Origin of the sequence: Vreelandella lutescens, assembly GCF_014640815.1 — a bacterium.
Classification (GTDB): domain Bacteria; phylum Pseudomonadota; class Gammaproteobacteria; order Pseudomonadales; family Halomonadaceae; genus Vreelandella; species Vreelandella lutescens.
In genome coordinates this window covers 257422-284059 of the sequence record NZ_BMHM01000001.1, presented here as the reverse complement: position 1 = coordinate 284059, position 26638 = coordinate 257422, and the positions used below count along the sequence as shown (strand labels likewise).

Here is a 26638-nt window from a genome sequence, read left to right as displayed (position 1 = left end):
CTCGAAGCGTAGGGCGCTGACGGTTATTGCGGCTGACGCCGAGACTGATCCAGCAGACTGCCAAGGCTTGCCGCCTTTGGCTTCACCAGCCAGAAGTGGCGCGCGTAGTCGCTGAAGTCTTCCAGAATCGCCGCACCGCGCGCAGAGCCCGTCGCGGCCACGTAGGCCTCGATCATCTCGCGCAGGTGGCGGCGATAGGCTTCCATCGCTTCGGTGTTGACTCGGTGGATCTCGACCAGCTCGTGGTTGTACTTGTCCACAAAGCTGCGCTCTTCATCCAGCACGTAGGCAAACCCGCCGGTCATGCCCGCGCCAAAGTTAACGCCCGTTTCACCCAGCACGCAGACCAAACCACCGGTCATGTACTCACAGCAGTGGTCGCCAGCACCCTCGATCACAGCGGTCGCACCGGAGTTACGCACGGCAAAGCGCTCGCCAGCGGTACCGGCAGCAAACAGCGTGCCGCCCGTTGCCCCGTAGAGGCAGGTGTTACCAATAATGGCCGTTTTGTGGCTCTCAAACTGGCTGACTTTCGGCGGCACAATCACAATGCTACCGCCGTTCATGCCTTTACCGACGTAGTCGTTAGCATCGCCTTCGAGGTAAAGATTCAGGCCGCGTGCGTTCCACACCCCAAAACTTTGGCCTGCCACACCGGTAAAGCGTGCGGTGACCGGCGCTGCTTCCAGGCCATCTTCACCATAACGCTTGGCAATCGCACCGGAGGTGAGTGCCCCAACGCTGCGGTCGCAGTTGGTGATCGTGAAGTCGAAGGTGCCACCCGACTGAGACTCAATGGCCTCTTTCAGCGCCGCCAATACTTCCTGGTTTTTGGCACCCGGATCGTGGGGCACGTTGCGGCTCACTTCGCAGAACTGAGGCGCATCTTTGGGCACAAAATCGTTGGCCAGCAGCGGCGTGAGATCCAGCTTGCGCTGAGACGCCGTAGTGCCTTCCACCACTTCTAACAGATCCGTGCGGCCAATCAGATCGGTCAATTTGCGAACGCCCAGCATAGCCATCAGCTCGCGCACTTCTTCGGCGATAAAGCGGAAGTAGTTTTTCACCATATCCACGGTGCCGCGGAAGTGCTCGCCGCGCAGGAAGTCATCCTGCGTGGCAACACCGGTGGCGCAGTTATTCAGGTGACAAATACGCAGGTACTTACAGCCCAACGCCACCATCGGCGCGGTGCCAAAGCCAAAGCTCTCTGCGCCCAAAATTGCGGCCTTGATTACATCCAGGCCGGTCTTCAGGCCGCCGTCGGTTTGCAGGCGAATCTTGTCCCGCAGGCCGTTAATGCGCAGCGCCTGATGCACCTCGGGCAGCCCCAACTCCCAAGGGGAACCGGCGTGCTTGATCGAGGTTAATGGGCTGGCCGCCGTGCCGCCGTCGTAGCCCGATACGGTGATTAAATCCGCGTAGGCTTTGGCGACACCGGTCGCAATAGTGCCAATCCCTGGCTCGGAGACTAGTTTTACCGAGACCTGTGCTTCTGGGTTGACCTGCTTAAGGTCAAAGATCAGCTGGGCCAAGTCTTCGATAGAGTAAATATCGTGGTGCGGCGGCGGTGAAATCAGCGTCACGCCGGGCACCGAGTAGCGCAAGCGGGCAATCAGCTGATTGACCTTACCGCCAGGCAGCTGGCCGCCTTCGCCCGGTTTCGCGCCCTGGGCCACTTTAATCTGCAGTACTTCGGCATTCACCAAGTAAGCTGGCGTCACACCAAATCGGCCAGAAGCGATCTGCTTGATTTTGGAGCTACGAATGGTGCCGTAACGGGCCGGATCTTCACCGCCTTCGCCGGAGTTAGAGCGACCACCCGCCTCGTTCATAGCCTGTGCCAGCGCTTCGTGGGCCTCAGGCGACAGCGCGCCCAGCGACATACCGGCACTGTCAAAGCGCGGAATCAGCGCTTCAATAGGCTCCACTTCGTCTAACGAAATCGGTGTTTCCGCAGGCTTGAGCTTCAGCAGGTCGCGAATAGTGGCCACCGGGCGCTCGTTAACCAGCTGAGCAAACTTCTTCCACTTGGCGTAGCTACCCTCTTGCACCGCCGCTTGCAGCGACTTCACTACATCGGGGTTGTAAGCATGGTACTCATGACCGTGCACGTACTTGAGCATACCGCCTTGGGAGATACCTTTACGGGGAATCCACGCGTCTTTAGCCAACAGCTCCTGCTGCAGCTGCAGCTCGGCAAAGCCCGTGCCCTGAATACGTGAGGCCATGCCCACGAAACAGGTGTCCATGATTTCATCAGACAGGCCTACCGCTTCAAACAGCATAGAGCCACGGTAGGAGGCCAGCGTCGAGATGCCCATCTTCGAGAGAATCTTGAACAGCCCTTTCTGAAGGCCTTTACGGTAGTTCTCGCGGGCATCTGCCGGGTTGCCGGTCAGTTCGCCAGTGCGGTGCATATCGGCCATGACCTGATACGCCAGCCACGGATAAACCGCCGTTGCGCCCACACCGAACAGCACAGCCATTTGGTGAGCATCTCGGGCGTACCCGGTTTCCACCACGATGTTGGCATTCGGGCGCAGCGCCAAGCGGCCAAGGTGAGAGTGAACGGCACCCACCGCCAGCGCCGCCTGAATGGGCAGCTGACCTTTGGGAAGCTCCGCATCGCTCAGCACCAAGATCACTTTACCCGCTTTCACCTGCGCTTCGGCTTCTTGGCATAGCGCGGTAATCGCCTGCTGCAAGCTGGTCTGCTCCGGGTCGTAGCCCAGCGGCAGCATGTGGCTGGCAAAGGCCGGATCATCCTGGCTCACTAACGCGGTAAATTTACGCGGTGATAGCACCGGCGTGGTCAGAATCAGGCGGTGAGCGTGCTCAGGCGTGGCCTTAAAGACGTTGAGCTCCGCTCCACAGCAGGTTTCCAACGACATCACGATCGCTTCGCGCAGCGGGTCAATCGGCGGGTTGGTCACCTGAGCAAACTTCTGACGGAAGAAATCAGTAAGCAGGCGCGGGCGGCTCGACAGCACGGCCATGGGCGTATCATCTCCCATAGAACCCACCGCTTCCTGTCCGCTCTCTGCCAGCGGGCGCAGCACTTGGTCGCGCTCTTCGAACGTGACCTGGAACATCTTCTGCTGCACGTTCAGCGCATCGGTGTCCATGGTCTGGAAGCGCGCCAGTTCGGTCAGCGCCGACTCTAGGTAGTTCGCTTCCTGCTTCAGCCAGCGCTTGTAGGGGTAGGCCGACTTCAGGCGGTCATCAATATCTTGAGTGTGCAGCACTTCGCCAGTTTGGGTATCCACGGCGAGCATTTGGCCGGGGCCCACGCGGCCTTTCGCCACCACGTCTTCCGGCTTGTAGCCGTAGGTGCCGATTTCGGAGGCCAGCGTGATGTAGCCGTTTTTGGTAATCACCCAGCGCGCCGGGCGCAGGCCGTTACGGTCCAGCATACATACCGCTTGGCGACCGTCGGTCATCACCACGCCAGCCGGGCCGTCCCACGGCTCCATGTGCATGGAGTTGTACTCATAGAACGCACGCAGCTCGGCGTCCATGGTTTCGACGTTTTGCCAGGCGGGCGGCACCATCATGCGCACGGCGCGGTGCAGTTCCATGCCACCGGTCAGCAGCACTTCCAGCATGTTATCCATACTGGAGGAGTCGGAACCGGTGGTGTTGACGATTTCATCCAGCTTAGCGATATCCGGCAAACGCTCGTTAACGAAGTTTGCCTTACGCGAGTTCGCCCAACCGCGGTTGGCTTCAATGGTGTTGATTTCACCGTTGTGTGCCAGCAGGCGGAACGGCTGCGCCAGCGGCCAGCGAGGGGCCGTGTTGGTCGAGAAGCGCTGGTGGAAAACGCAAATAGCCGTTTCCAAACGCGGGTCGTTCAGGTCTTTGTAAAACGCCGGTAGGTCTTCCGGCATTACCAAGCCTTTGTAGGACACCACCTCGGTGGAGAGCGAGGCTACGTAAAAGTCTTCGTCGCTGCGCAGCGCCTGCTCGGCGTAGCGGCGACCCATGAAGAGATCAACATCGAAGTTTTCGCTGCTGCCGGGTGCCACAAACAGCTGCTCAATGCGCGGCAGGCAGTCTAGCGCCATGGGGCCACAGACGCTTGAGTCCGTGGGCACAACACGCCAGCCCAGCACATCAAGACCACGGGCACTGAGCTCACCGGCGAATATCTCTTTTGCCTTGGAAGCGCGCGCGTCGTCGTTGGGCAGAAAAACCGCCCCCACGGCAAAGCGCTCGCCAAGTTCTACGTCGAGCGCTTCTTTTGCAGCAGCACGCATGAACTGGGCGGGCATTTTCAACAGCAGGCCACAACCGTCGCCGGTTTTGCCATCGGCTGCGATGCCACCGCGGTGGGTCATGCAGGTAAGTGATTCAATAGCCGTTTTCAGCAAGTCGTGGCTGGCCTGCCCTTCCATATGGGCAATAAGACCGAAGCCACAGTTATCGCGAAACTCGCCTGGCTGGTGAAGACCTCTATTCATGGGCGTGCCTCTAGTCAGCGTATTTTGTCAGCAGCGTTTTTATGGTATTGTTGCGGGTTTTTCTTTTTTTATGGGTCTTGTTACCCGCCCAAAATAGGGTGTTTTCCGCATTCGCTGCTGCAAGAAAATGGTCGCTCAGCATAGCGATTTGCCACCGCGTAGCGCAATCGCCCGATGCGCGCCAATCACCAAAAACCCTTGCCAAATCCTGTATTTGCATTACCGTTCAATAAAAAAATAGTTACACTTCAATAGCTTGCAGCCTAAGAGAACGAATTTTTAACGGTGAAATCGCATAACTAGACTTTAGTCTAATGCCGCATAAAAACCCCATGCCGATAGCGCATAAGGCATACGGATTACATCACTCGACCTTTTCCTCTGAATTGATACGCATAAAAAACCCGCCGATGAAAAGGCGGGTTTGCCATGGCTGGTTTTACAGTATCTGTGCGGCCTTAAGCAGCCCCCTTACCTCGGGGATAGCTGTCGAGCAGTTGGCGAAGTGTTTCCGTGGGCGTTGCATCACTCACGCAGGCATCCCCCAGGTCGTTAAGCAGCACAAGACGCAAGCGCGCATCGACGTTCTTTTTGTCCAGCCGCATACGCGCCAGAAAGTCATCACTCGACATGCCGGTGGGAGCGACCAGCGGCAGGCCTGCGCTTTCAATCACCTTTTTGGTGCGCTCAAGCGCATCAGCGCTTATCCAGCCAAGCTGGTGGGAGAGCGTAGCGGCCATGGCCATGCCCGCCCCCACCGCTTCACCGTGCAGCCAGTTGCCGTAACCTTGGTGCGCCTCAATCGCGTGGCCAAAGGTGTGGCCAAGATTCAGCAGTGCTCGCACGCCCTGCTCGGTTTCATCTTCCGCCACAATATCGGCTTTGATCTGGCAGCTTTTGGCAATCGCTTCTGCGATGACATCAGGCTCAACGCGGCGCAGGGCATCCATATTCTGCTCTAGCCACGCCAGGAAAGCGGCATCACGGATAAAGCCATACTTCACCACTTCCGCCAACCCAGCAGAGAGCTCTCGGGCGGGCAGCGTGGTGAGCGTGGCAATATCTACCACGACCGCTTTTGGCTGCCAAAACGCGCCAATCATGTTCTTACCCAGCGGATGATTCACGCCGGTTTTGCCGCCCACCGAGGAGTCCACTTGTGACAGCAGCGTGGTAGGCACTTGAATAAACGCCACACCGCGTTGATAGGACGCCGCCGCATAACCCACCATATCGCCAATCACGCCGCCGCCCAGCGCAATCAGAGTGCAGCGTCGGTTGAAACCTGCTTCCAATAACGCATCCCAAATGCGGCCAACCTGTTCAATGGTTTTGTACTGCTCACCATCGGGCAACACCACAGTACGCACGTCTAGATGGTCGGGTAGGCTCGCGCTGAGCGCTTTGAGATAGTGCGGTGCCACAGCGTCATTGGTCACAATCATGACCTGGCTACCGGCTAGGTAGGGCACAAAGCGATCTGAGCGATTGAGCAGTCCCACGCCAATATGGATGGGGTAGCTGCGCTCACCCAGCTCAACGGTTAACGTACGCTCGTGGGCTTGCTCGGTCATTGGGATACCTTTTTATGCGGGGCGCTGACGGCTTCTAACGGATCAACCAACCGGTATACGCGCCGTAGGATTTCATTCACCACGGCACGCGGGCTGCGTCGATCCGTGCGTACCGTAATATCAGACGTGGCGCGGTAAAGCGGGTCGCGGGCGGCAAACATATCGTTGAGCACCTGCTCGCGGTTAGCGCACTGCAACAGCGGACGATTGCGGTCTTTGGCCGTGCGCTTTAACTGCTGCTCAACGGTCGTCATCAGGTAAACCACCGTACCGCGCTCGCGCAACGCCCGGCGGTTCTCTTCCCGCAGTACGGCTCCGCCGCCGGTGGCCACCACCACGTCAGAGAGCCGAGTCAGCTCGTCTATCATCTGAATTTCTCGCTGGCGAAAACCGGGTTCGCCCTCGACGTCAAAAATCCAGGGGATATCGGCACCGCAGCGGTCCTGAATGGCATGGTCGCTATCGTAAAACGGGCGCGATAGCTCTGCCGCCAGCAGGCGGCCTATCGTGCTCTTACCGGCCCCCATGGGGCCTATTAAAAAAAGATTGGGTAAATCCTGCATCAGCGAACCGCCAAACCATCATCAAGTAGTCGTGGAGTAATAAAGACCAGTAACTCTACCTTTTCATTGCTCTCTTCGGTATAGCGAAACAGTCGACCCAGCACCGGAAGATCACCAAGCAGCGGCGTTTTGGCCATTTGGCTAAGCTGCTCTGTGGTCAAAATACCGCCTAACACCACCGTCTGGCCGTTATCCACCAGCACCTGGGTTTCAATCTGGTTGGTATCAATGGGCGGCTCGCCGCCAAACTCACTCTCGCGGAAGCTGTCGTTTTTGATCACCAAATCCATAATGATGCGATTATCCGGGGTAATTTGTGGCGTTACCTCAAGGGAAAGCTCCGCCTCTTTAAACTCGGTATCGGGGTTGCCCTGGGCATCGACACTCTGGAACGCTCGCTCTTCACCCTGGCGAATCGTAGCGGTGCGCTGGTTGGCGGTAATCACGCGGGGCTGGGAGATTGTCTGGCTTTTGCCTTCACTCTCCAATGCACGCAGCTCCAAGTCGAGCAGAATATCCCCAGAGAGGTAGCCAAAGCTAAAACCGGTATTGGCCGCCGCCGTGGAGCCTAAATCTACCGCTAGCCCGCCCTGGGCGCGGTTAATGCTACCGGGATTGATATTGCGGCGTGAAAACGTGCCGTCGTCACCCTCTAAGAAACCGCGCGTACTGGAAACGCCCCAGTTCACGCCTAGCTCTCGGGAGGCGGTGTCCCGTGCAATCACAATACGTGCTTCAATTTGCACCTGACGCACCGCGACATCAAGCCGGTCGAGGGTGCGCATGATATCGCGCACCTGGTCCGCGGTATCTTGGATCAATAGCGTATTGGTACGCTGATCAACGCTGACACGGCCACGATCCGTCAATAGACCAAAACCCTCGGCGCCACGCAGCAGTTGGGCTAAATCTTCGGCTCGTGCGTATTTGACTTCAATAAACTCAGTGACAAGCGGTGCCAGGGTTTGCTGCTGATTGCGCGCCTCGATTTCCTGGCGCTCAATATCCGCCAGTTCGCCAGCAGGAGCGACCACAATCACGTTGCCCTGCTCACGGCTGGAAAGCCCCTGGCTTTGTAAAATCAGCGCCAGCGCTTGGTCCCAAGGGACATCGTTAAGATTCAGCGTTACCCGGCCGGTCACGCTGTCGCTCGCGACTAGATTGAGCCCGGTGAACTCAGCCAGCGTTGCTAATACCGCCCGCACTTCAATATCTTGGAAGTTGAGGCTAAGGCGGTCACCCGTAAAGCTCTCCCCCTGCTGTTGGCGGTCTTGCTGGGTAGATTGACTCACCGGCTGTACCTCGACGGTCAGCGTGCGGCCGCTTTGCGACGAAATCATCGCGTAAGGGCCGTTGGTTTGCATTTCCAGCAGCGTCGACCGCGGCCCAGAGCGCGGCGTAACACGGGTAATGGGCGTGGCAAAGTCGGTCACATCATAGATTTGGTTGAGCGAGTCAGGAATGTCCACATCGCGAAGCTCAGCCACGACCACACCATTACTACCCTCGCGTACCTGCGTCACCACGCCTTCACGGTCAAAGGTCACTAATAGGCGGCCGGCACCGTCGGCTCCCCGTCGAAAGTCAATATTCGTTACCTGAGGGCCTTCGGCGACTTCTAACCCACCACTGGCGGCCACCGGTGAAGCAGTATGACTAGGGCTCAATGTGATACGCAGCTGTTCGCCGTCCACGCGGGAGGTATATTCAAGAGGTTGGTTCAGGTCCACCACAAGACGCGTACGGCCATTTCCCTCAAGCGCAGTAATACGCTCAACACCTGCGCTATCCACATTAATACGACGCTGGGGCAAACCGCTTTGAGTGTCGGCCAAATCAAGCGCTAGTCGTGGCGGCGCATCCAGCCGGTAGCCTTGTAGCTCGGCAACGCCGCCGCTAAATTGCAGCACTAGCTCTACCTCACCACCACTGGTTTGGCGCACATCCAGGTCGGTTAGCACAGACCCCAGCGCAACCGTGGGCATCAGGGCTAACAGTGACAGCGTAATTCGACGAAGCGTGATGGCCATAGAGTGTTATCCGGTAACAAGTAAATATAAGTATGATCAGGGATTCAGCTACTCATCTAGCGAAAGCGCTGTTTGGCGCTCCTGCCACCCCGCCTGCTGATGTAAAACGCGCTCGGTTATTTGTACTTCCTGCGGGCTAATCGCCGTTACCAGCCCATAATCGGTGCCCAGGTAATTGCCTTCACGAACGCTGGTGACACTGCCATCTGGCGCGCTAATTAGCGCCACCTGCTGCCCACCCATGCGCAGCGTGCCCACTAAGCGAAGCGTCTGAAGCTGAAACTGCTCTAATGGCTCTGCTTCCCGCTGCTGGTCAGGCGCAAGCGCACTTTCAAAGACTTCCACCACATTAGCGCGAACGCTTTCGGGGGCAAGGAAAGGACTTCTGGACTCACTATAACGGTAATCGACCGGCTGATACTCAGGAATCGTCGGAATAATCACGGGTGGCTGACCCACCGGCGTTCGCCGAATTTCTTCCATGACAACATCTAACTGGCTCAGGTTGGCATCACCACAGCCCGCTAACAGAGCCATCACTCCCATACTGAGTAAACGCTTCATGGGGCTGTTGCCTCCCCTTCCGCTTCTTCTATATAGCTATAGGTGCGTGCCACTAGCGACATTCTCAACGAATCGCCGCTCTGCTCGGCAGGTGCTAGGGCGAGGTCGTGCTGAGTCACAATACGCGCCAGCTGGCTAATGTCGGCCACAAACTGGGCAAGTTCGTGGTAACCACCGCGCACCTGAATGTCCAAGGGGTGCTCTACATAGTGGGTGTTACGCACGGTTGGCCGAAGACGAACCGTTTCAATACTGAGCTGATTGTTCACCGCCGCATCGCTAATGCTATCCAGCAGTGATGGAATCTCGGCACTGGTAGGCAGCATGGCCCGCATGGTCACCATTTGCTCCTCTAGTGCGGTTAGCTGGTCTCTCACCTCAGGTAAGAACGCCGCTTCAGAGACTTTGCTGCGGTACTCACTCAACAGACGCATCTCTTGGCGCTGTGCTGCCTCTAGGGCCACACGCTTTTCTCCCACCAGCCACCAGCCTAACCCGCCAAACGCCACACTAAACGCTAGCACGCCGCAGAGCACTTTCAGCAGCGCAGGCCACTCTCCGGCTTCTTTTACATCCAACGCCTGCCAATCAAGCGTTTGCAAGCGCTCCCACTCCTCACGCCAGCGTTGTCGCCCCCAGATCATGGTGCCTCCTCACTGTCACGCGCATCCACCACCGAGGATTGCACCACTTCAAACTGGAAAACGCGGCTGTTGCCATCCTGTCCACTGGCCACTTCCGACAGCAGCGGCACGCCTAACCCCGGCATACTGGCGATTTGGCGCAGCTGTTCAGACACCTGACGTTCGCTGCCGGCGATGGCGGAGAAGCTCACCTGTTCACCGCTGCGAGTAAGGTGCTGGTACACCACGCCATCGACGACACTAGCAGCGATATCATTAAATAGCTGAACAGTGCTTACTCGCTCCGCCTGTAGCGTTTGGAATAGCGTTAGCTGCTCACCTAAGCGCGCGGCGGTTTGCTGGTAGCGCTGCACATCGGCAATTTCATTATTTAAGCGCTCTATATTTTGGGTGATATAGGCATTGCGCTGCTCTTGAGCCGACAGTTGCTGCTGGTAGAGTTGTGATACCCCTAGGCCAAGCGCAATTCCCGCCAATAGCATCAGCCCCACCACTCCATAAAAGCCACGTGTACGCTTTTCTCGCCGCGCCTCCCGCCAAGGCAGCAGGTTGATATTGATACTCATAGCCCGACCCTCATCGCTAGGCCACCGGCGGTCAGCATGGCGGGAGCATCGTTCGTCAACGCTTCTATATTGAGGCGCTTGTTCACCCGCATGCGCTGAAACGGGTTGGCTATCGTCACTGACATACCGCTGTCTTCAGCAATACGTTCAGCAAGGCCGGGAATCACGCTGGAGCCACCTGCCAGCACAATATGCTGCACCTCGTGCTGACGGCCAGCAGTGTAATAGAGCTGCAGCGAGCGTCCTACCTGCTGCACCACCGTTTCTAAAAATGGGTTGAGCACTTTGTCATGGTAATCCTCTGGCAAACCGCCGCGCTTTTTGGCAAAACCGGCCTCCTCGTTACTCATGGCATAGTGGTCGCGAATCGCGTCGGTTAACTGACGCCCACCAAATACCGTGTCACGGCTGTAGACAATATGGCCGCCGCGCACCACGTGGAAGGCGTTCATGTTCGCGCCAATATCCACCAGCCCTACGCAGGCGGTGGGATCATTATCGACCTTTAACTGGCGGCGCAGCTCGGCTAGCGAGCGTTCCATGGCAAAGGTTTCAACATCTACCGCGGCGGGCTCAAGCCCTGCGCGCTCCAGGGTTTCGGTGAGTTGAGAGACATCTTGCTGGCGGCACGCTACCAAAATGACCTGCTGCAGCTCTTCATCAAAGGGTGCAGGCCCCAGGCAGTGAAAGTCGAACGCCACTTCACTGAACGGAAACGGAATATGCCGGTCAGACTCGGCGATAATGCGCTCCTCAATTTCATCTTCACTTAACGAGACGGGAAATTGGAGCGTTTTAGTAATGGCTGCACTGGCAGGCACCGCGACGGATGCCTTGCGCGTGGAGGGTTTGGCATGCTCAACGGCACGACTAAGCACGCTGGCTACATCGTTAATGTCACGAATACGCCGCTCCACTACCGCGCCTTCGCGTAATGGACGTACAGCGTAGCTCTCTACTTGGTAGTTGTCGTTACACCGTTTGAGTTCGAGTAGCTTGACGGTTGCCGAGGTAATATCGACACCAATCAACCCTTTACTGGGTTTTAGTAAGCGCATGTTGAGTTCGGCTCCGCCTGCCTGTCGTGCGAGTTTCGAGGTTACATGATTTTCAGTTAAGGCACACGCCAATGCCTCTACGCCATATCAACACTGGTGGCCGCTGCTTCCCCTTCCTATAATGGCAGCCAATTGCGCGCTATGGCGGTTACACCACCATACCTACTCTTCTTTTCACGGGTGCCCACTGTTCATGACGTTTTTACGAACTCTTGTGCTGTCACTATTTTCGCTGGTTGTTGCGCTGTCTGGCGCGGTCATACTGGCGGTGATTGGTGCCGCTATCTATTTCTCGCCGGGATTACCCGATGTTCGCCAGCTGCAGGATTTTGAACTGCACACACCGCTGCGTATTTTCACTAACGACGGCAAGCTGATTGGCGAATTCGGTGAAGAGCGCCGCATGGCGATCGATTTCGACGACATTCCCCAAGATATGATCAATGCGCTGATTGCAGCAGAGGATGCCAGCTATTTTGACCACGCAGGCGTAGACCCGCGCGGTTTGGCCCGTGCAATGGTCGAGCTGGTACAGAGCGGCGGCACCATCCAGTCGGGCGGCTCGACCATCACCATGCAGGTCGCGCGTAACTACATGCTGACCCTGGATCAGACCTTTACACGGAAGATCCGTGAGATTCTGCTGGCCCTGCAAATGGAGAAAATCCTCAATAAAGAGGAAATCTTCGAGCTATACGTCAACAAGATCTTCCTAGGTAACCGCGCCTACGGTATTGCCGCGGCTGCTGAGACGTATTATGACAAGCCGCTTGCTGAGCTGAGCCTCGCTGAAACCGCCATGATCGCCGGGTTACCCAAAGCTCCCTCCGCGTTTAACCCGCTGGCTAACTCTGAGCGCTCGCTGATTCGCCGTAACTGGATATTGTTCCGCATGCGCGGACTTGGCTATATCGATAACGAGGCCTACCAAAATGCCGTGCAGGCACCAGTGACAGCGCGCCGTCATTACACCCAAACCGAAGTCGATGCGGCTTATGTGGCAGAAATGGCGCGCCAGTACGCCATTGAGCGCTTTGGCGATACGGCTTACACCGGCGGCTACCGCATATACACCACCATCGACAGCGAAATGCAGCCCTTCGCTCGTCAAGCGCTCGCCAATGGCCTGATTGCTTATGACTTGCGCCACGGCTGGCGCGGAGCTGAGCAAGAAGATATCGCTCCGAGCCTGCTCGAAGCGCAAGAGCAGACCAACACACAAGGCCTGGAAGAGGAGCTGTCTGAGTCTCCCGAAATCCGCCAAACCGCTCGTCAGGCGGCACAGCGTAGCCAAACAGAGGTAGAGGGCGTTGAAGGCGACGTCAGTAATTGGCTGCAAGTATTAGAGCGCACGCCCAATTATGGGCTGCTGCGACCGGCCATCGTCGTAGAGAGCAGTGGCCGTGAAATGCAGGTGCTGATGCGTGGCGGCGAGCTACAGACCATTGCCTGGAACGGCCTCAGTTGGGCGCGCCCCTATTTGAGCCCCCGCAGCCGCGGAGCCGAGCCCAGCAGTGCCGCTCAAATTGCTGAGCGCGGTGACTTGGTGCGTGTTGTTGAAGCCGATGACGGCTCACTGCGCCTCTCTCAGCGTCCGGATGCCGAAGGTTCGCTGGTAGCGCAAGACCCGCGCACCGGGGCTATTTTGGCGCTGCAGGGCGGCTTTGATTTCAACGCCAGTAAGTTCAACCGTGCCGTGCAGGCCCAGCGCCAGTCCGGCTCTATCTTCAAGCCGTTTATCTACCTCGCCGCGCTGCAAGATGGTGAAATGAACGCGGCTAGCGTGGTGAATGACGCTCCTGTCGTGCTCGATGACGGCAGTAACGCCCTGTGGCGTCCGGTGAACTCTAGCCGTGACTTCCAGGGCCCAATGCGCTTGCGCCCCGCCCTGGCACGCTCGCGTAACCTGGTCACCATTCGCGTACTGCAAACCATGGGGCTAGATCACACCATTGAGTATCTGGAAGGCTTTGGTTTTGCCTCTGAACGCTTGCCTCGTGGTCTCTCACTGGCCCTGGGTAGCGCCAGCCTCACGCCGATGGAGATGACCAACGCTTACGCGGTGATCGCCAACGGTGGCTTCCAGGTCGCGCCCTGGTTTATTGAGCGCGTCACTCGCGATGATGATAACGAGCTTATCGATGAAGCCACCCCGCAGGTAGCTTGTGTAAGCTGTGCCGAAGGGCAGGAAACCGTCGAGATCGATGGCAAAACCTACCCGGTGGCACCTCGCGTTGCCGACGCGGCGGCGGTGTATATCCTGCGCGATATGCTGCGTGACGTTATTACCTCGGGTACCGGACGCGCGGCGCTGAGCCTTAATCGCGATGACATCGTAGGTAAAACCGGCACCACCAACAGCCAGCGTGACGCGTGGTTTGCAGGCTTTAATAGCAACCTTGTCACCACGGTATGGGTCGGTAAAGACAGCAACGACACCATCGCCGAGTACGGTGCTAATGCGGCGCTACCGATCTGGATTGAGTTCATGGGTGACTCCCTGGCGGGCACTCCGTCTGCGATTCCCGAGCGCCCCGCCACGATTGTCACTGCCCGCGTTGACCCGGAAACCGGCCGACGCCTGCACGATGACCAGTCAGGGGGTATCTCCGAGCTGTTCCACCAGGATCACTTGCCAGACTTCCAGGCTCGCCGGATTAGCCAAGAGCTTGAAGAAGCCAGCGGTTCACAAGGCTCAGGCACCGCAGAGTCAATCTTCTAATTCACTAACAATCGGCTAGCCCGCGGGCTAACCACTCACGAAAAAGCCCGGAAACCTAAGGTTTCCGGGCTTTTTTATGCAGCGGCTTTTACGCTAACGCCGCGAGATTAACCAGCGACGGGCGCAGCCTCACGCTTACTGGCCTGCCAGTTGGCAGCAATGGCCACCACCATCACCACCACCCCGGCAACTTCTGTCCAGAGGCTTGGATAGAACACCCCAAAAATCGCGCCGCCAATGGCCAAGCGCGGCAACCAGGACATACGCGTAAACAAGTAGCCCTCTAAAGAGGCCGCAAACGCACATAGCGCGAGCAAAGCAATGACCGCATTCCAGGCCACCACGAGCACCGGCCCACCGACAATGATCTCTGGATTGAAGACCATAAACAGCGGAATCAGATAGAGCCCTTTGGCAAACTTCCATGCCTGGAAGCCTGTCTCCATGGGTTTACTGCCCGCAATCGCAGCCCCCGCAAACCCTGCCAAGGCAATCGGTGGCGTCACGTTGGAGTCCTGGGAGTACCAGAACACCACCAAGTGAGCAATCAACAGCGGCACGCCAAACTCAGCGGTCAACGCCGGGCCCACCAGTACGATAAGGACGATATAGCTTGCGGTCACCGGTAGGCCCATCCCCAGAATCAGGCTCGCCAGCAATACCATCAACAGTGCCAGCACCAGGTTACCGCCGGAGAACGCCAGCATCATGGAGGAGAATTTCAGACCCAGACCAGTCAGGCCAACAACGCCGACGATAATGCCCGCTACCGCACAGGCCATAGAGACCGCCACCGCATTGCGCGCACCCAGCTCTAAGCCTTGCACCAGCTTTACTAGCCCCGCCCAAATAACCGTTTTGGTGCGTTCAGCGGTCACCGGCTGGCCTTGCTTCGGTGCCACAAAGAAGTACCACAGCGCGTAGCGCAGCACCGCCACCGTCACCATGGTCACCACGGCGTAGTAGCCAACGCGCATGGGCGACATGCTCATGGCGAGCAGCCAGACCAACACTGCCAGCGGCAATAGGAAGTGCCAGCCATCTTTCATAACTTGGCGCATCTGCGGCAGCTCGCTTTTCGGCAAGCCCTGCATGCCCTGCTTCAAGGCGATGATGTGCACGAACAGATAGACCGTCGCAAAGTACATGATCGCCGGTAAAATACTGATTTTGACGATTTCCAGGTACGGCGTATTGGTATATTCCGCAATCAAAAACGCGCCAGCGCCCATCAGCGGCGGCATAATTTGCCCACCGGTAGAGGCTGCTGCTTCAATGCCGCCCGCCTGTTTTGGCTGGTAGCCCAGCTTCTTCATCAGCGGAATAGTGAAAGCACCGGTGGTCACCACGTTAGCAATAGCGCTACCGGAGATAGACCCCATGCCCGCCGAGGCCAATACGGCGGCTTTGGCTGGGCCACCCCGCTGACGGCCAGTGGCGGCATACGCCATATCAATAAAGAACTTACCCGCGCCGGTACTTTCCAGAAACGCGCCAAACAGTACGAAAATAAAGATATAGGTAGCGGCAACCCCCAGCGGCAGGCCGAAGATACCCTCTTGCCCCAGGTAGAGCTGCCCGGCCACACGGTCGAGGCTATAGCCCCGATGCTCTAGAATTCCTGGCATCCACTCGCCAAGCCAGGGCAACTCACCCCGGGGGCCAGCAAAGGCGTAGATGATGGCCAACAGGCCAATCACCGTCATGCCGAAGCCCACTGCACGGCGGCTGGCTTCCAGCACGGTCACCGTGGCGATACAGGCAACCAGAATATCGGTCTCACTCCAGAACCCAGCACGGCTGAAAATCGCATCTAGATTGAAGACTAAATAGCCACCGGTAATGAGCGCTCCGGCAAAAAAGATCAGATCAATGCCCCACCCCAACACACCGCGCTTACGGTTAGGCCCAAAGGCGGGGAACATTAAAAATGCCAGCATCATAATCAGTGCTAGGTGAATACTACGCTGGTAAAACAGGCCTAAAGGCTGGATACCCGCCGAATAGAGTTGGAATAACGAAAGCCCCACTGCAACGATGGTGATACACCATAAAATGAAGCGGGGTTGAATCGCATTACCGCCCGGCATGACAACCGGTGGAGGCGTGGATTCGTTCATGAAGTCCTCGGAAGCGTTAGCTAACTTAGGGGGTTTAACACCCACTTAATTTTTATGAAAACGTAATGAGATAAGCGCTTTACTAACGAATAATAGTCGATGTTGCTTAGGGTGCTGTCAGCTCAATAGTGACGCGTTGCCCCGCAGCGCGCTCACTCAAACTGACCGTGGTGTGCTCTTTGGCGGGCCATATCACGCTATGGTTGACCGCCATTGACCCCACCCGCAGCACATAGCGGTTGTTGGCCACTGGTTCGTCAATCGCATTAATCCAGTATCCGCCCTCACCGTCAGATACCTGCTCACCACGCCCGTAGATATGCCCAAGCCCTGCGGCAAAATCCGGCTGGTGGCTTCGCTCTAGCTGCATAATGCCACCTGCGTTGCGGTAACAATCCAACACCGTGAAGTGCTCCACAGAGTGCTGCCACTGGATGCACCAGCGGCTACCGTCAGGCGCGGCTGCATCCACTAGCGTTTCGCCCTGCTCGCTCACAACCGTTAAGCGCATAGACACAGCCGCCGAAGCGGGGGTAACCCCCGCTTCGGCGTACATACCACTGATCAATAAGAGCGCCATCAGTCGTTGCTGCCACTGCATGGCCGTGCTCCTTGATCCATTACGGACGCAGACGGTCCGGAATCTCGGTGCCAACTTCTTCAAAGTAGCGAACTGCGCCTGGGTGCAGCGGTACGGGCGTTGAGTTCATGGTGAATTCAACGGTGGTGTCGTTAGCCGCCGGGTGAACGGCAATCAGCTCATCGGTGTTTTCAAACAGCAGCTGGGTCAGCTGGTAGGCCAGCTCTTCGTCCATATCGGCATTCACCACTAGGACGTTGGGAATACCAATGGTCTGAACCGCTTCATCCATGCCGTCGTACATGCCAGCGGCGAGTTCGTAAGGAGCAAATACCGCTTCGACTTCCTGAGCGTTCGCAATCTCTTCATCCGATAGGCCAATCAGACGAATATCACGGGTAGCGGCAAGGTTCAGAATAGAGCTAGTGGGCGGGCCAACGCTCCAGAAACCGGCATCGATATCGCCATCACGAATCGCGTCAGCGGTTTCGTTGAAGTTCAGGCGCTGAGGAGTGAAATCTTCATAGCTGACGCCGTTGGCTTCCAGCAGGGCACGAGCGTTTAGCTCGGTGCCGCTACCCGGTGCGCCTACAGAGACACGCTTACCGGCTAGGTCCGCAATGCTCTGAATGTCAGACTCTGCCAAGGTGACGAGCTGTACGGCATTGGGATACACAGACGCGAGCGCGCGGGTGTTCTCAATCTGGCGGCCATCAAAGTCACCGGTACCGGTATAAGCTTGGTAGGCGGTATCTGCCAGCACCAGGGCTAAGTCGGCATCGCCGCGCATAATCAGACCCATATTCTCAACAGACGCACCGGTCACTTCGGCGGTCGCCTGGGCACCTTCGATATGGTTGTTGATCATTTCAGCAAAGCCGCCGCCGATGGGGTAATACACCCCGCCGGTGCCGCCGGTGGCAATCGAGAGCTGCTGTGCGCTGGCAGGCAGCGCTACGGCTAACATGGATGCTGCTACGGTATATTTTAGAGTTCGCATGAGCGTTTCCTCCGTCCTACTTGGACTTATAGGTATGGTTGACGTAAAGGAGGTGTGAAGCCCCAGCCCCTATCGCTGTTGCCAGCACCAGGGGCGGTGGACAGAAGTTAGCACGGCTGGCGCGTAAGATGCTAATGCAGCAAAACGCTTTCACCCTATTTCAACAGTGCTTTGACTTGCTCCACAATATGGGCACCAATCGGCAGCGCCGAGGTTGCCGCAGGCGATGGCGCATTGCCTACGTTCACCGTGCGTTTGGTATTCACAAATAGAAAATCATCCACCAGCTTGCCGTCATTGGAGACCGCCTGAGCGCGTACCCCCGCCGGGTAAGGCGTAAGGTCCTCAAGCGTTAAGCCGGGGCAGTACTTGCGCACCAACTCAAGATAACCGCGCTTATAGAGCGAGTTTTTCATCTCAAACAGCCCTGGTTTTAAATGCTTACCGAGCACTTTCAAAATACCGGGGTGGGTAAACATCTGGCCCATATCCTTCAACGACATATCCTGCTTACGGTAACCCTCGCGCTTCAGCGCCAGCACCGCGTTAGGGCCAACGGTCACCGTGCCATCAATCATGCGCGTTAGGTGAACACCCAAAAACGGCATCGCAGGGTCAGGAATGGGGTAAATCAGGTGGTTGACGATCTGGTTGTGGCGCTCGGGCAGCAGGTAGTATTCACCGCGAAAGGGGCAGATCGTAAAGCCAGGGTCTCTGCCCAGCATGCGAATCACCCGATCCGCCATCAGGCCAGAACAAGAGACCAAATAGCGGCCTGTAAACGTTTCCTGCTGAGTGGTCACCACCACTTCATCGGCGCGCTCTTCAAGTCCGGTAACGCAGTGGTTAAAGCGGATCTCACCACCGAGGCGCGTAAACTCCGCCGCCATGGCACGGGTCACCTCGGCGTAGTTCACAATGCCGCTAGAGGGCACAAAAATGCCCGCCACGCCGGTGATATTGGGCTCGCGCTCCTTAAGCGCATCGGCTTCCAACCACTCCCGCTCCAGCCCGTTGGCGGCGGTGCGCTCCCACAATGCCTCCATGCGCTGTTTCTCAAGCGCGTTGGTGGCGACTAATAGCTTGCCGCAAATGTCGTAGCGCACGCCGTGCTGGTCGCAGAACTCACGCGTGGCGCGGTTGCCTTCCAGGCAAAACTTCGCTTTCAGGCTACCCGGCGTGTAGTACACCCCTGCGTGAATCACCCCGCTGTTGTGGCCGGTTTGGTGCTGGGCTGCCTCCGCCTCTTTCTCAATCACCAGCAGGCGCTTATCCGGGTAGGCCTGCTGCAGCTGCATCGCGGTGGAAAATCCCAATATGCCGCCGCCCACAATGATGAAATCCCACATAAATGTCGTTACCTGTGCCAAATTTTCAAAATTTATTGATAATAGCCGCTATTCAACGTTGACCGCCACGCCCCTACATTGGTCTAACACACTGTTCTAAGGAGTCCTCATGGAGCACGATGCACCGCGCCAAAACCTCGCGATTAGCGCCTACCAAGCGTTAAAGCACGACATCATTCGCGGCCGCTACGCGCCTGAAGAGAAGCTCTTAATGAGCCGCTTAAAAGAGTATTACGGAGTGAGCACAGGGCCGCTGCGCGAAGCACTTTCTCAACTGGTGGCCGACCGCTTAGTGGTGGCGATTAGCCAGCGCGGCTATCGGGTGGCAGCGATGTCCTTGGCCGAATTAAACGACATCTATGACGCCCGCGCCCAGTTAGAAGGGCTGATTTTGCGCTTAGCGATTGAGCGCGGCGATGACGACTGGGAAGCCAACGTGCTGGCCACCGCCCACCGCTTAGCCAAAGTGACCGAGGTTAGCTCCCCCGATGAACTACTGGACGGCTGGGATTTACGCCACAAAGCATTTCACACCGCCATCGCCAGTGGCTGTAACTCGCCGCACCTGCTGCAAATGCGCGATACCCTGTTTGATCAGGTAGAGCGCTACCGCCACTTATGGCTGCAAGAGACCGTGATGTCGCCCCAAGCCCTTGAAACCAAACGCCAAGAGCATGCTGCACTGGTAGACGTGATTCTGGCGCGAAATGCTGAGCAAGCCGCCAACCTGATGCGTGACCACCTAATGACGCCGGTGCCGATCATTACTCGGGTACTTCAAGCGCGAGGCATCCATTAAATTCTGCGTTTTAAAAAAATGTAGATATTTTTAAATAACGGCGATACATTGGACTCAACAAAATCATCTTTCGGAGTTCACGCTATGACACGCTTCAACTGGGACGACCCGCTACTGCTAGAAAGCCAGCTCACTGACGAAGAGCGCCAGATCCGCGATGCGGCTCACGACTACTGCCAGGAAAACCTGCAGCCACGCGTGCTCAGCGCCTTCCGTGAAGAGCGTTTTGACCGCGACATCATGTCGGAGATGGGTGAACTGGGCCTCTTGGGCGCGACGGTTTCCCCGGAGTACGGCGGTGCAGGCGTGAATCACGTGGCCTACGGCCTGATTGCCCGTGAAGTTGAGCGTGTCGATTCCGGCTACCGCTCTGCCATGAGCGTGCAGTCGTCGCTGGTGATGTACCCGATTGAAGCCTACGGCTCTGAAGAGCAGAAGCATAAGTACCTACCCAAGCTTGCCAGTGGCGAGATGGTCGGCTGCTTTGGCCTGACCGAACCCGACCACGGCTCCGACCCGGGCTCCATGATCACCCGTGCGGAAAAAGTGGATGGCGGCTACCGCCTGACCGGCGCGAAAATGTGGATCACCAACAGCCCGATTGCCGATATTGCCGTGGTATGGGCGAAATCCGCCGCTCACGATAACCAAATCAAAGGCTTTATTGTTGAGCGCGGCACCGAAGGCTTCTCTACCCCGAAAATCGAAGGCAAAGTATCGCTGCGCGCCTCTATTACCGGCGAGATCGTGCTGGACAACGCCTTCGTTCCCGAAGAGAACCTGCTGCCCAACGTCAGCGGTTTGAAAGGCCCCTTCGGCTGCTTGAACAAAGCGCGCTACGGCATTGCCTGGGGCGTGATGGGCACCGCCGAATTCTGCTGGCACGCTGCCCGCCAATACACCCTGGACCGCAAGCAGTTTGGCCGCCCGCTGGCCGCCAACCAGCTCATCCAGAAGAAGCTGGCCGATATGCAAACGGAGATCACCCTGGGCCTTCAAGCCGCCCTGCAGGTGGGTCGCCTGATGGACAGCGGCAACTGGGCACCGGAAATGATCTCGCTGATCAAGCGCAACAACTGCGGTAAAGCGCTGGATATCGCCCGCGTTTCCCGCGATATGCACGGCGGTAACGGCGTGTCTGACGAGTACGGCGTGATTCGCCACATGGTGAACCTGGAGTCCGTGAATACCTATGAAGGTACCCACGATGTGCACGCCCTGATTCTGGGCCGCGCGCAAACCGGCATTCAGTCCTTCTTCTAATCCATACCGACTAACGCATACCAACGAATCGATCACTAGCAACGAGGCACCCGATGAGCACAGCCGCAAAGCCACTAGCAGGCATTAAAGTACTCGATATTTCTCGTGTACTGGCAGGCCCCTGGTGCGGGCAGATGCTGGCCGATATGGGTGCCGAAGTGATCAAAATCGAGCGCCCCCAAAGCGGCGATGATACGCGCCACTGGGGGCCTCCGTGGCTCTCCGGTAGCACTGAATCCGCGTATTATCTGTGCGCCAATCGCGGTAAGCGCTCGGTAACGGTGGATATGGCCAAGCCCGAAGGCCAAGCGCTGATTAAACAGCTTGCCGCCCAGTCGGATGTGGTGCTGGAGAACTTTAAAGTCGGCGGGCTAAAGAAGTACGGCCTGGATTACGCCAGCTTAAAGGCGATCAATCCCGGCATTATCTACTGCTCGATTACCGGATTTGGCCAGGAAAGCCCCTATGCCCACCGGGCGGGCTACGACTTTATGATTCAGGCCATGGGCGGGATTATGAGCCTGACCGGCAAGCCGGACAGTGAACCCGGTGGTGGCCCGGTAAAAAGCGGCGTGGCCTTTACCGATATTTTTACCGGCCTGTATGCCGCTAACGCAGTGCTGGCAGCGCTCTACCAGCGCCGCGACAGTGGCGAAGGCTGCCATATTGATTTGGCCTTGATGGATGTGCAGGTGGGCGTGCTGGCCAATCAGGCGCTGAACTACCTAACCTCTGGCCAAGTGCCGCAGCGGCTTGGTAATGCCCATCCTAATATCGTGCCCTACCAAGCGTTTGCCACGGCGGATGGCCATATGATTGTGGCGGTGGGCAACGACGAACAGTTCAAGCGCTTCTGCCAGGTCATTGATCAACCCCAGCTTGCTACAGATGAGCGCTTTGCGACCAACGGCAGCCGGGTGCAGCATCGTGATGTCTTGGTGCCGCTACTGGAGCTCGCCCTCGCCGCGCAGCCAACCGACACCTGGCTGTCGGCATTTGAAACGGTAGGCGTGCCCTGTGGGCCGATTAATACGCTGGATCGCGTTTTCGACGATCCCCACGTGAAAGCTCGCGGCCTTAAGCAAACGCTGCCCCATCACCAAGCAGGAGAAGTGCACTTAGTGGCCAATCCGATTCGCATTAACGGCGAATCCATCAGTGCCAAAACCGCACCACCCACGCTCGGCGAGCACACCGACAGTGTATTGGATGCCATCGGCATCACCGATGAGCAGCGCATAGCACTGCGCCAAGCGGGTATTATTTAAGCCCTCCTCCTTTTGGTAACACCCTTTCAAAACGCCCAGCCGGGCGTTTTTGATAGCAGCGAAACTTTCTTCAATAGCCCACCTTCTCTGTACAAAACCTATACAGCCAATCATCAAAGCGCTAGACTGCTAATACCTTTAAACATGATATTTGTTTAGAAAACACTAACGTACCCACGCTTTTTCATTAAGTAGTGCAAAACAATTCCGCCACGCAAGCGAGCAAACACTTCAGGAGACGTTATGGGTAACTGCGCACGGGTGAACGGCACGTGTCAACGCTGCGAAGGAGAGCTCCCCTTTGAGTTCACGATGGCGTTTCAACCTATTGTGGATGTTGCGCTGGCCCGCGTAGTGACCCATGAAGCGTTGGTGAGGGGAATCAACGGCGAGTCTGCCTGGAGCGTGATTTCCCAAGTCACCGATGACCTGCTCTACCGCTTTGATCAAGCCTGCCGCGTCAAAGCTATTGAGCTTGCCAGTGAGCTGGGCATGGAAACGGATCTTTCCATTAACTTCCTGCCTAATGCCGTCTATGAGCCAGAAGCATGTATTCAGGCCACCCTGGAAGTTTCCCAGCGAGTAGGCTGGCCCATGGACAAGCTGATTTTCGAGATTACCGAAACCGAGCGAGTACGCGACCGACAGCACCTGTGCAACATTATCGATGCCTACCGCACCATGGGCTTTAAAACCGCCCTCGATGATTTTGGTAACGGCTACGCCAACCTGGACCTGCTCACCGACCTCGCTCCCGACAAGCTGAAAATTGATCGTGAACTGGTCATGAATTGCGACCACGACACCCGACGCCAAGCGCTGTTAAATGCCATTATTTTGCTCGCCACCGAACTGGATATGGCACTGATTGCTGAGGGTGTTGAGACCCGTGAAGAAGCACTATGGCTGGCTCGTGCTGGCATTACCCGCCAACAAGGCTTCTTTTTTGCCAAACCCGCCATTGGCTCACTGGGCACTGGTTTAACGCCACTGCTGGAAGCGTTACGCACGGAAGCACAACTAAGCACGGAGAGCTGAATGACAAGTATGAGTACGGACCATCTTTACCAGTTGGTAAACCGTTCCAAACGCAATACAGAAAACGTCATTAAGACAGCCCCCTTAGGTATCTGTATTACCGACCCTCACGGGCTGTTTGAGATGGTCAACCCCGCCTACTGCCAATTCTACGGCTACCAAGAAGAAGAGCTGATTGGTCAACATTTTACCCTGGTAGTGCCAGAGGCATACCGCCCTCACATGCGCCAGCTTCATGATGATTTTATTCAAGGCGATGAAACTCATGAGCTGCGTCAAGAGTGGGAAGTACGCTGCAAGAATGGCGAAACCCGTACCATCATCGCCGAAGCCGCACGCATTGAAGGGGACGACGGCGTGTCACGCAAGGTCACGTTTATCGTTGATATCACCCAGCGTAAACAGCTGGAAGAGCGGCTCAAGCAGGCTAACGAGCGCCTGGAATATTTAGCTCATCACGATGAGCTAACCGGGCTACTTAACCGCCGCCAGGGCCTTACCAAGCTGGAAGAGGCGCTTGAGCGCTGCCGCCGTTACGGCAATCAGCTCAGTATCGTGCTGTTCGATTTAGATGACTTTAAGGGCATCAACGATACCTACGGCCACAGCACTGGCGACAGCGTGCTGCAAGAACTCACGCAGGTGGTGAATCAACAACTGCGTGAAACTGACTTCCAGGTACGCCTGGGGGGCGAAGAGTTTTTGGTCATCATGCCGGAGGTAGATGCCGATTCAGCGTATACCGCCATGGAGCGCATTCGCCAAAAGGTCGAGCAAACGCCTTACACGGAACATGAGCTGACTGTGACGCTATCGGCGGGTATCGCGTGTTACATTGAAGCGTCGAGTACTCGAATGCTTGATCGCGCTGATAAAGCGATGTATCAGGCAAAACAAGCAGGGCGCAACCAAATTGTCATCGCATCGTCATCAGTGTGATCAACGCTATTGCGCACTATGCTAAAGCAACACCCTATCCTTGAAGGAGCTGAGTCATGAGCAATGCCGAGCTAAACGAACTAAAGCAGAAATACGTCGCCGCGGGCGCTGCAAGCCCCGCCACCGCCTTTGCGGACCGCGCCGAAAACGCTGAGATCTGGGACGCCGACGGCAACCGCTTTATCGACTTCGCTGGCGGCATCGGCGTCTTGAACGTAGGGCATCGTCACCCGAAAGTCGTGGCGGCCGTGAAAGCCCAGTTGGATAAGGTGATGCACACCTGCCAAACGGTCATGCCCTACGAAGGCTACGTCAAAGTGGCTGAAAAGCTGAGCCACATCGTTCCCGTGCGTGGCCATGCCAAAGTCATGCTGGCCAACTCCGGTGCTGAAGCGCTGGAAAACGCGGTGAAGATTGCCCGCGCCGCCACCGGCCGTTCTAACGTGATCTGCTTTGACGGCGGCTACCACGGCCGTACTTTCTACACCATGGCGATGAACGGCAAGGTTGCGCCCTACCAAACCGATTTCGGCCCGATGCCGGGCACCGTATTCCGCGCCCCCTACCCGGTGCCTTACCACGGTGTCAGCGAAGACGAAGCCATTCGCGGCCTGAAGATGACGCTGAAAACCGATGCCAACCCGAAAGACACCGCAGCGATCATTCTTGAGCCAGTACTGGGTGAAGGTGGTTTCTACCCCGCACCGCCCAGCTTCCTGAAGAAGATTCGCGAAATTTGCGATGAGCACGGCATGCTGATGATCATCGACGAAGTGCAGTCTGGCTTTGGCCGTACCGGTAAGATGTTTGCCATTGAGCACAGCGGCGTAGAGCCGGACATGATGACCATGGCCAAGAGTATGGCCGACGGCATGCCGATCTCTGCCATCGTGGGCACCGATAAAGTGATGGACGCCTCTGGCCCGAACTCCCTGGGCGGCACCTACACCGGCAGCCCCACCGCCTGTGCGGCGGCGCTGGCCGTGATGGAAATCTTCGAAGAGGAAAACATCCTCGAGAAGAGTCAGGCCCTTGGCGAGAAGCTGGCGGCACGCTTCAACGAGTGGCAGGGCAAGTTCGATTGTATCGACCACGTGCGCAACATGGGCGCCATGGCCGCCTTCGAACTGGTCAACAACAAGACCGACCGCACCCCGAACCCGGAGCTGGCAGCAGCGCTGTGCAAAAAAGCCCGTGAAGAGGGCCTGATCCTGCTCTCCTGCGGCATGTACGGCAACACCATCCGCTTCCTGATGCCCGTCACCATCGAAGACGACGTGCTGAACGAAGGCCTAGATATCATCGAATCCTGCCTGGAATCGCTGATCTAAGCGCTCTGCACCAACCACAACGCCGCCCCATGGGGCGGCGTTGTGGTTTTTACGCATCATATTTTATTAGTTGAACAGGGGGGCCTGCTGGTTCAACTGTCTGATCTGATAAAGATCATGCGTATAGGCATCCCATCTGAATATCAGAGCATTCAGGAGCACCACTCCCCAGATGGCCAACAGGATCATCACCGGCTGATTGACCCACGCGAACGCCGATACGTCTACTGAGTAGTGAATGGTGTAAACACTCATCGCCGCCAGTAGCTGAACCAACCCACAGTTAGCGATCACCGCCAGGATGAACGCACTTCTGACATTGATAGACGGCAAGCGTGTCTTAAACAACCCCAGATGACGTACGCGAACACCGCCCTCTCCTGCCTGATGCGACGAGGGACGAGTGAGTTTTCTCTGACGTCGCAGAAGCGGCAACGCATAGGCCTCTCGCCCCTCCTGAGAGAACGCAATGCGAAGGGCTTCTATGTTAAATCCACGCCCAAAGATGCACGTTGCGGCCTCTTCAAAGCGTGAAGCATCGGCCTCATCCGAGGACGTTTGCTGAGCGGCCGTGAGCGTATCCAGCTGCCTACTTTTATGACCCGAAAGCTTCGCATCGTTAGGCGTATTGATAGTGAAGTGCATCTGGTAAATCTGATACCAAGCGGCTGTTACGCCCACAAATATCATCAAAAAAATCAGCACAGTGATCATTTATCTAACCTCATTCCTACTTATCCTCACATCTACGTAGCCTCACACCT

At 56.9% G+C, this 26638-nt stretch carries 21 protein-coding genes; 7 read left to right on the top strand and 14 right to left on the bottom strand.

The features are described from left to right. Positions 1-23 precede the first annotated feature (23 nt). From gltB to pilM, 9 genes are all read right to left on the bottom strand, one after another. Positions 24-4466: a glutamate synthase large subunit gene (gene gltB / locus IEW65_RS01340; protein WP_188637720.1), complete on the bottom strand. Its 4443-nt coding sequence runs from the start codon at positions 4464-4466 to the stop codon at positions 24-26. A 10-nt stretch (positions 4467-4476) separates the two neighbouring features. Further along, complete coding sequence (locus IEW65_RS01335; protein WP_188637719.1) at positions 4477-4686, bottom strand: hypothetical protein; 210 nt, start codon at positions 4684-4686, stop codon at positions 4477-4479. Between the two features lie 238 nt (positions 4687-4924). After that, entirely contained in the window at positions 4925-6040 is a 1116-nt protein-coding gene (gene aroB, locus IEW65_RS01330; RefSeq protein WP_188637718.1) for a 3-dehydroquinate synthase, read from the bottom strand. Then, positions 6037-6603, bottom strand: a complete 567-nt coding sequence (aroK, locus tag IEW65_RS01325; RefSeq protein ID WP_188637717.1) for a shikimate kinase AroK — start codon at positions 6601-6603, stop codon at positions 6037-6039. Before aroK ends, aroB begins: the two co-directional genes overlap by 4 nt. Beyond that, entirely contained in the window at positions 6603-8633 is a 2031-nt protein-coding gene (locus IEW65_RS01320) for a type IV pilus secretin PilQ (RefSeq protein ID WP_188637716.1), read from the bottom strand. The genes aroK and IEW65_RS01320 overlap by 1 nt, the downstream gene beginning before the upstream one ends. Positions 8634-8681: 48 nt before the next feature. Then, positions 8682-9197, bottom strand: a complete 516-nt coding sequence (locus IEW65_RS01315; RefSeq protein WP_188637715.1) for a pilus assembly protein PilP — start codon at positions 9195-9197, stop codon at positions 8682-8684. Then, the gene (locus IEW65_RS01310) at positions 9194-9841 is read right to left on the bottom strand and encodes a type IV pilus inner membrane component PilO (protein WP_188637714.1); all 648 of its coding nucleotides are present in this window, start codon (positions 9839-9841) and stop codon (positions 9194-9196) included. The genes IEW65_RS01315 and IEW65_RS01310 overlap by 4 nt, the downstream gene beginning before the upstream one ends. Beyond that, on the bottom strand, positions 9838-10407 hold the full coding sequence (locus IEW65_RS01305) for a PilN domain-containing protein (protein WP_188637713.1): 570 nt from the start codon (positions 10405-10407) through the stop codon (positions 9838-9840). Before IEW65_RS01305 ends, IEW65_RS01310 begins: the two co-directional genes overlap by 4 nt. After that, positions 10404-11465, bottom strand: a complete 1062-nt coding sequence (pilM, locus tag IEW65_RS01300; RefSeq protein WP_188637712.1) for a type IV pilus assembly protein PilM — start codon at positions 11463-11465, stop codon at positions 10404-10406. Before pilM ends, IEW65_RS01305 begins: the two co-directional genes overlap by 4 nt. A 193-nt stretch (positions 11466-11658) precedes the next feature. On the opposite strand from pilM, the gene IEW65_RS01295 reads away from it, so the two are divergent. Beyond that, entirely contained in the window at positions 11659-14187 is a 2529-nt protein-coding gene (locus IEW65_RS01295) for a penicillin-binding protein 1A (protein WP_188637711.1), read from the top strand. A 107-nt stretch (positions 14188-14294) separates the two neighbouring features. Here IEW65_RS01295 and IEW65_RS01290 read toward each other — a convergent pair whose 3' ends face one another. From IEW65_RS01290 to lhgO, 4 genes are all read right to left on the bottom strand, one after another. Continuing rightward, positions 14295-16307 carry a TRAP transporter permease gene (locus tag IEW65_RS01290; RefSeq protein WP_188637710.1) on the bottom strand — a complete coding sequence of 671 codons (2013 nt, stop codon included), beginning with the start codon at positions 16305-16307 and terminating at the stop codon, positions 14295-14297. A gap of 106 nt (positions 16308-16413) precedes the next feature. Next, a complete protein-coding gene (locus IEW65_RS01285) occupies positions 16414-16908 on the bottom strand; it encodes a DUF1850 domain-containing protein (protein WP_188637709.1) in 495 nt (164 codons plus the stop codon). Positions 16909-16927: 19 nt separating this feature from the next. After that, complete coding sequence (locus IEW65_RS01280) at positions 16928-17887, bottom strand: TAXI family TRAP transporter solute-binding subunit (protein WP_188637708.1); 960 nt, start codon at positions 17885-17887, stop codon at positions 16928-16930. A gap of 155 nt (positions 17888-18042) precedes the next feature. Next, positions 18043-19236, bottom strand: a complete 1194-nt coding sequence (lhgO, locus tag IEW65_RS01275; protein WP_188637707.1) for an L-2-hydroxyglutarate oxidase — start codon at positions 19234-19236, stop codon at positions 18043-18045. 109 nt (positions 19237-19345) lie between these two features. Between lhgO and csiR the strand changes: the two genes are divergently transcribed. The 6 genes from csiR to gabT all read left to right on the top strand — a co-directional run bounded on the left by csiR (position 19346) and on the right by gabT (position 25874). Beyond that, positions 19346-20035, top strand: coding sequence for a DNA-binding transcriptional regulator CsiR (csiR, locus tag IEW65_RS01270; protein ID WP_188637706.1), 690 nt, complete (start codon positions 19346-19348; stop codon positions 20033-20035). Between the two features lie 84 nt (positions 20036-20119). Further along, a complete protein-coding gene (locus IEW65_RS01265; RefSeq protein WP_188637705.1) occupies positions 20120-21298 on the top strand; it encodes an acyl-CoA dehydrogenase in 1179 nt (392 codons plus the stop codon). Between the two features lie 53 nt (positions 21299-21351). Next, entirely contained in the window at positions 21352-22566 is a 1215-nt protein-coding gene (locus IEW65_RS01260) for a CaiB/BaiF CoA transferase family protein (RefSeq protein WP_188637704.1), read from the top strand. Between the two features lie 243 nt (positions 22567-22809). Beyond that, positions 22810-23604, top strand: a complete 795-nt coding sequence (locus IEW65_RS01255; RefSeq protein WP_188637703.1) for an EAL domain-containing protein — start codon at positions 22810-22812, stop codon at positions 23602-23604. After that, a complete protein-coding gene (locus tag IEW65_RS01250) occupies positions 23605-24543 on the top strand; it encodes a sensor domain-containing diguanylate cyclase (protein ID WP_188637702.1) in 939 nt (312 codons plus the stop codon). 56 nt (positions 24544-24599) lie between these two features. Continuing rightward, complete coding sequence (gene gabT, locus IEW65_RS01245) at positions 24600-25874, top strand: 4-aminobutyrate--2-oxoglutarate transaminase (RefSeq protein ID WP_188637701.1); 1275 nt, start codon at positions 24600-24602, stop codon at positions 25872-25874. Between the two features lie 66 nt (positions 25875-25940). Here the strand turns inward: gabT and IEW65_RS01240 are convergent, their stop codons facing one another. Beyond that, on the bottom strand, positions 25941-26588 hold the full coding sequence (locus IEW65_RS01240; RefSeq protein ID WP_188637700.1) for a hypothetical protein: 648 nt from the start codon (positions 26586-26588) through the stop codon (positions 25941-25943). Positions 26589-26638: the final 50 nt, after the last annotated feature.

Excerpts from the sequence above, each read along its gene's own strand:
- IEW65_RS01260 (WP_188637704.1), top strand. The coding sequence starts at position 21,352 with ATGAGCACAGCCGCAAAGCCACTAGCAGGCATTAAAGTACTCGATATT.
- IEW65_RS01320 (WP_188637716.1), bottom strand. The coding sequence starts at position 8,633 with ATGGCCATCACGCTTCGTCGAATTACGCTGTCACTGTTAGCCCTGATG.
- gltB (WP_188637720.1), bottom strand. The coding sequence starts at position 4,466 with ATGAATAGAGGTCTTCACCAGCCAGGCGAGTTTCGCGATAACTGTGGC.
- IEW65_RS01265 (WP_188637705.1), top strand. The coding sequence starts at position 20,120 with ATGACACGCTTCAACTGGGACGACCCGCTACTGCTAGAAAGCCAGCTC.
- gabT (WP_188637701.1), top strand. The coding sequence starts at position 24,600 with ATGAGCAATGCCGAGCTAAACGAACTAAAGCAGAAATACGTCGCCGCG.
- IEW65_RS01295 (WP_188637711.1), top strand. The coding sequence starts at position 11,659 with ATGACGTTTTTACGAACTCTTGTGCTGTCACTATTTTCGCTGGTTGTT.
- pilM (WP_188637712.1), bottom strand. The coding sequence starts at position 11,465 with ATGCGCTTACTAAAACCCAGTAAAGGGTTGATTGGTGTCGATATTACC.
- IEW65_RS01255 (WP_188637703.1), top strand. The coding sequence starts at position 22,810 with ATGGGTAACTGCGCACGGGTGAACGGCACGTGTCAACGCTGCGAAGGA.
- aroK (WP_188637717.1), bottom strand. The coding sequence starts at position 6,603 with ATGCAGGATTTACCCAATCTTTTTTTAATAGGCCCCATGGGGGCCGGT.
- aroB (WP_188637718.1), bottom strand. The coding sequence starts at position 6,040 with ATGACCGAGCAAGCCCACGAGCGTACGTTAACCGTTGAGCTGGGTGAG.
- IEW65_RS01315 (WP_188637715.1), bottom strand. The coding sequence starts at position 9,197 with ATGAAGCGTTTACTCAGTATGGGAGTGATGGCTCTGTTAGCGGGCTGT.
- csiR (WP_188637706.1), top strand. The coding sequence starts at position 19,346 with ATGGAGCACGATGCACCGCGCCAAAACCTCGCGATTAGCGCCTACCAA.
- IEW65_RS01280 (WP_188637708.1), bottom strand. The coding sequence starts at position 17,887 with ATGCGAACTCTAAAATATACCGTAGCAGCATCCATGTTAGCCGTAGCG.
- IEW65_RS01250 (WP_188637702.1), top strand. The coding sequence starts at position 23,605 with ATGACAAGTATGAGTACGGACCATCTTTACCAGTTGGTAAACCGTTCC.
- IEW65_RS01335 (WP_188637719.1), bottom strand. The coding sequence starts at position 4,686 with ATGCAAATACAGGATTTGGCAAGGGTTTTTGGTGATTGGCGCGCATCG.
- lhgO (WP_188637707.1), bottom strand. The coding sequence starts at position 19,236 with ATGTGGGATTTCATCATTGTGGGCGGCGGCATATTGGGATTTTCCACC.
- IEW65_RS01240 (WP_188637700.1), bottom strand. The coding sequence starts at position 26,588 with ATGATCACTGTGCTGATTTTTTTGATGATATTTGTGGGCGTAACAGCC.
- IEW65_RS01310 (WP_188637714.1), bottom strand. The coding sequence starts at position 9,841 with ATGATCTGGGGGCGACAACGCTGGCGTGAGGAGTGGGAGCGCTTGCAA.
- IEW65_RS01305 (WP_188637713.1), bottom strand. The coding sequence starts at position 10,407 with ATGAGTATCAATATCAACCTGCTGCCTTGGCGGGAGGCGCGGCGAGAA.
- IEW65_RS01290 (WP_188637710.1), bottom strand. The coding sequence starts at position 16,307 with ATGAACGAATCCACGCCTCCACCGGTTGTCATGCCGGGCGGTAATGCG.
- IEW65_RS01285 (WP_188637709.1), bottom strand. The coding sequence starts at position 16,908 with ATGCAGTGGCAGCAACGACTGATGGCGCTCTTATTGATCAGTGGTATG.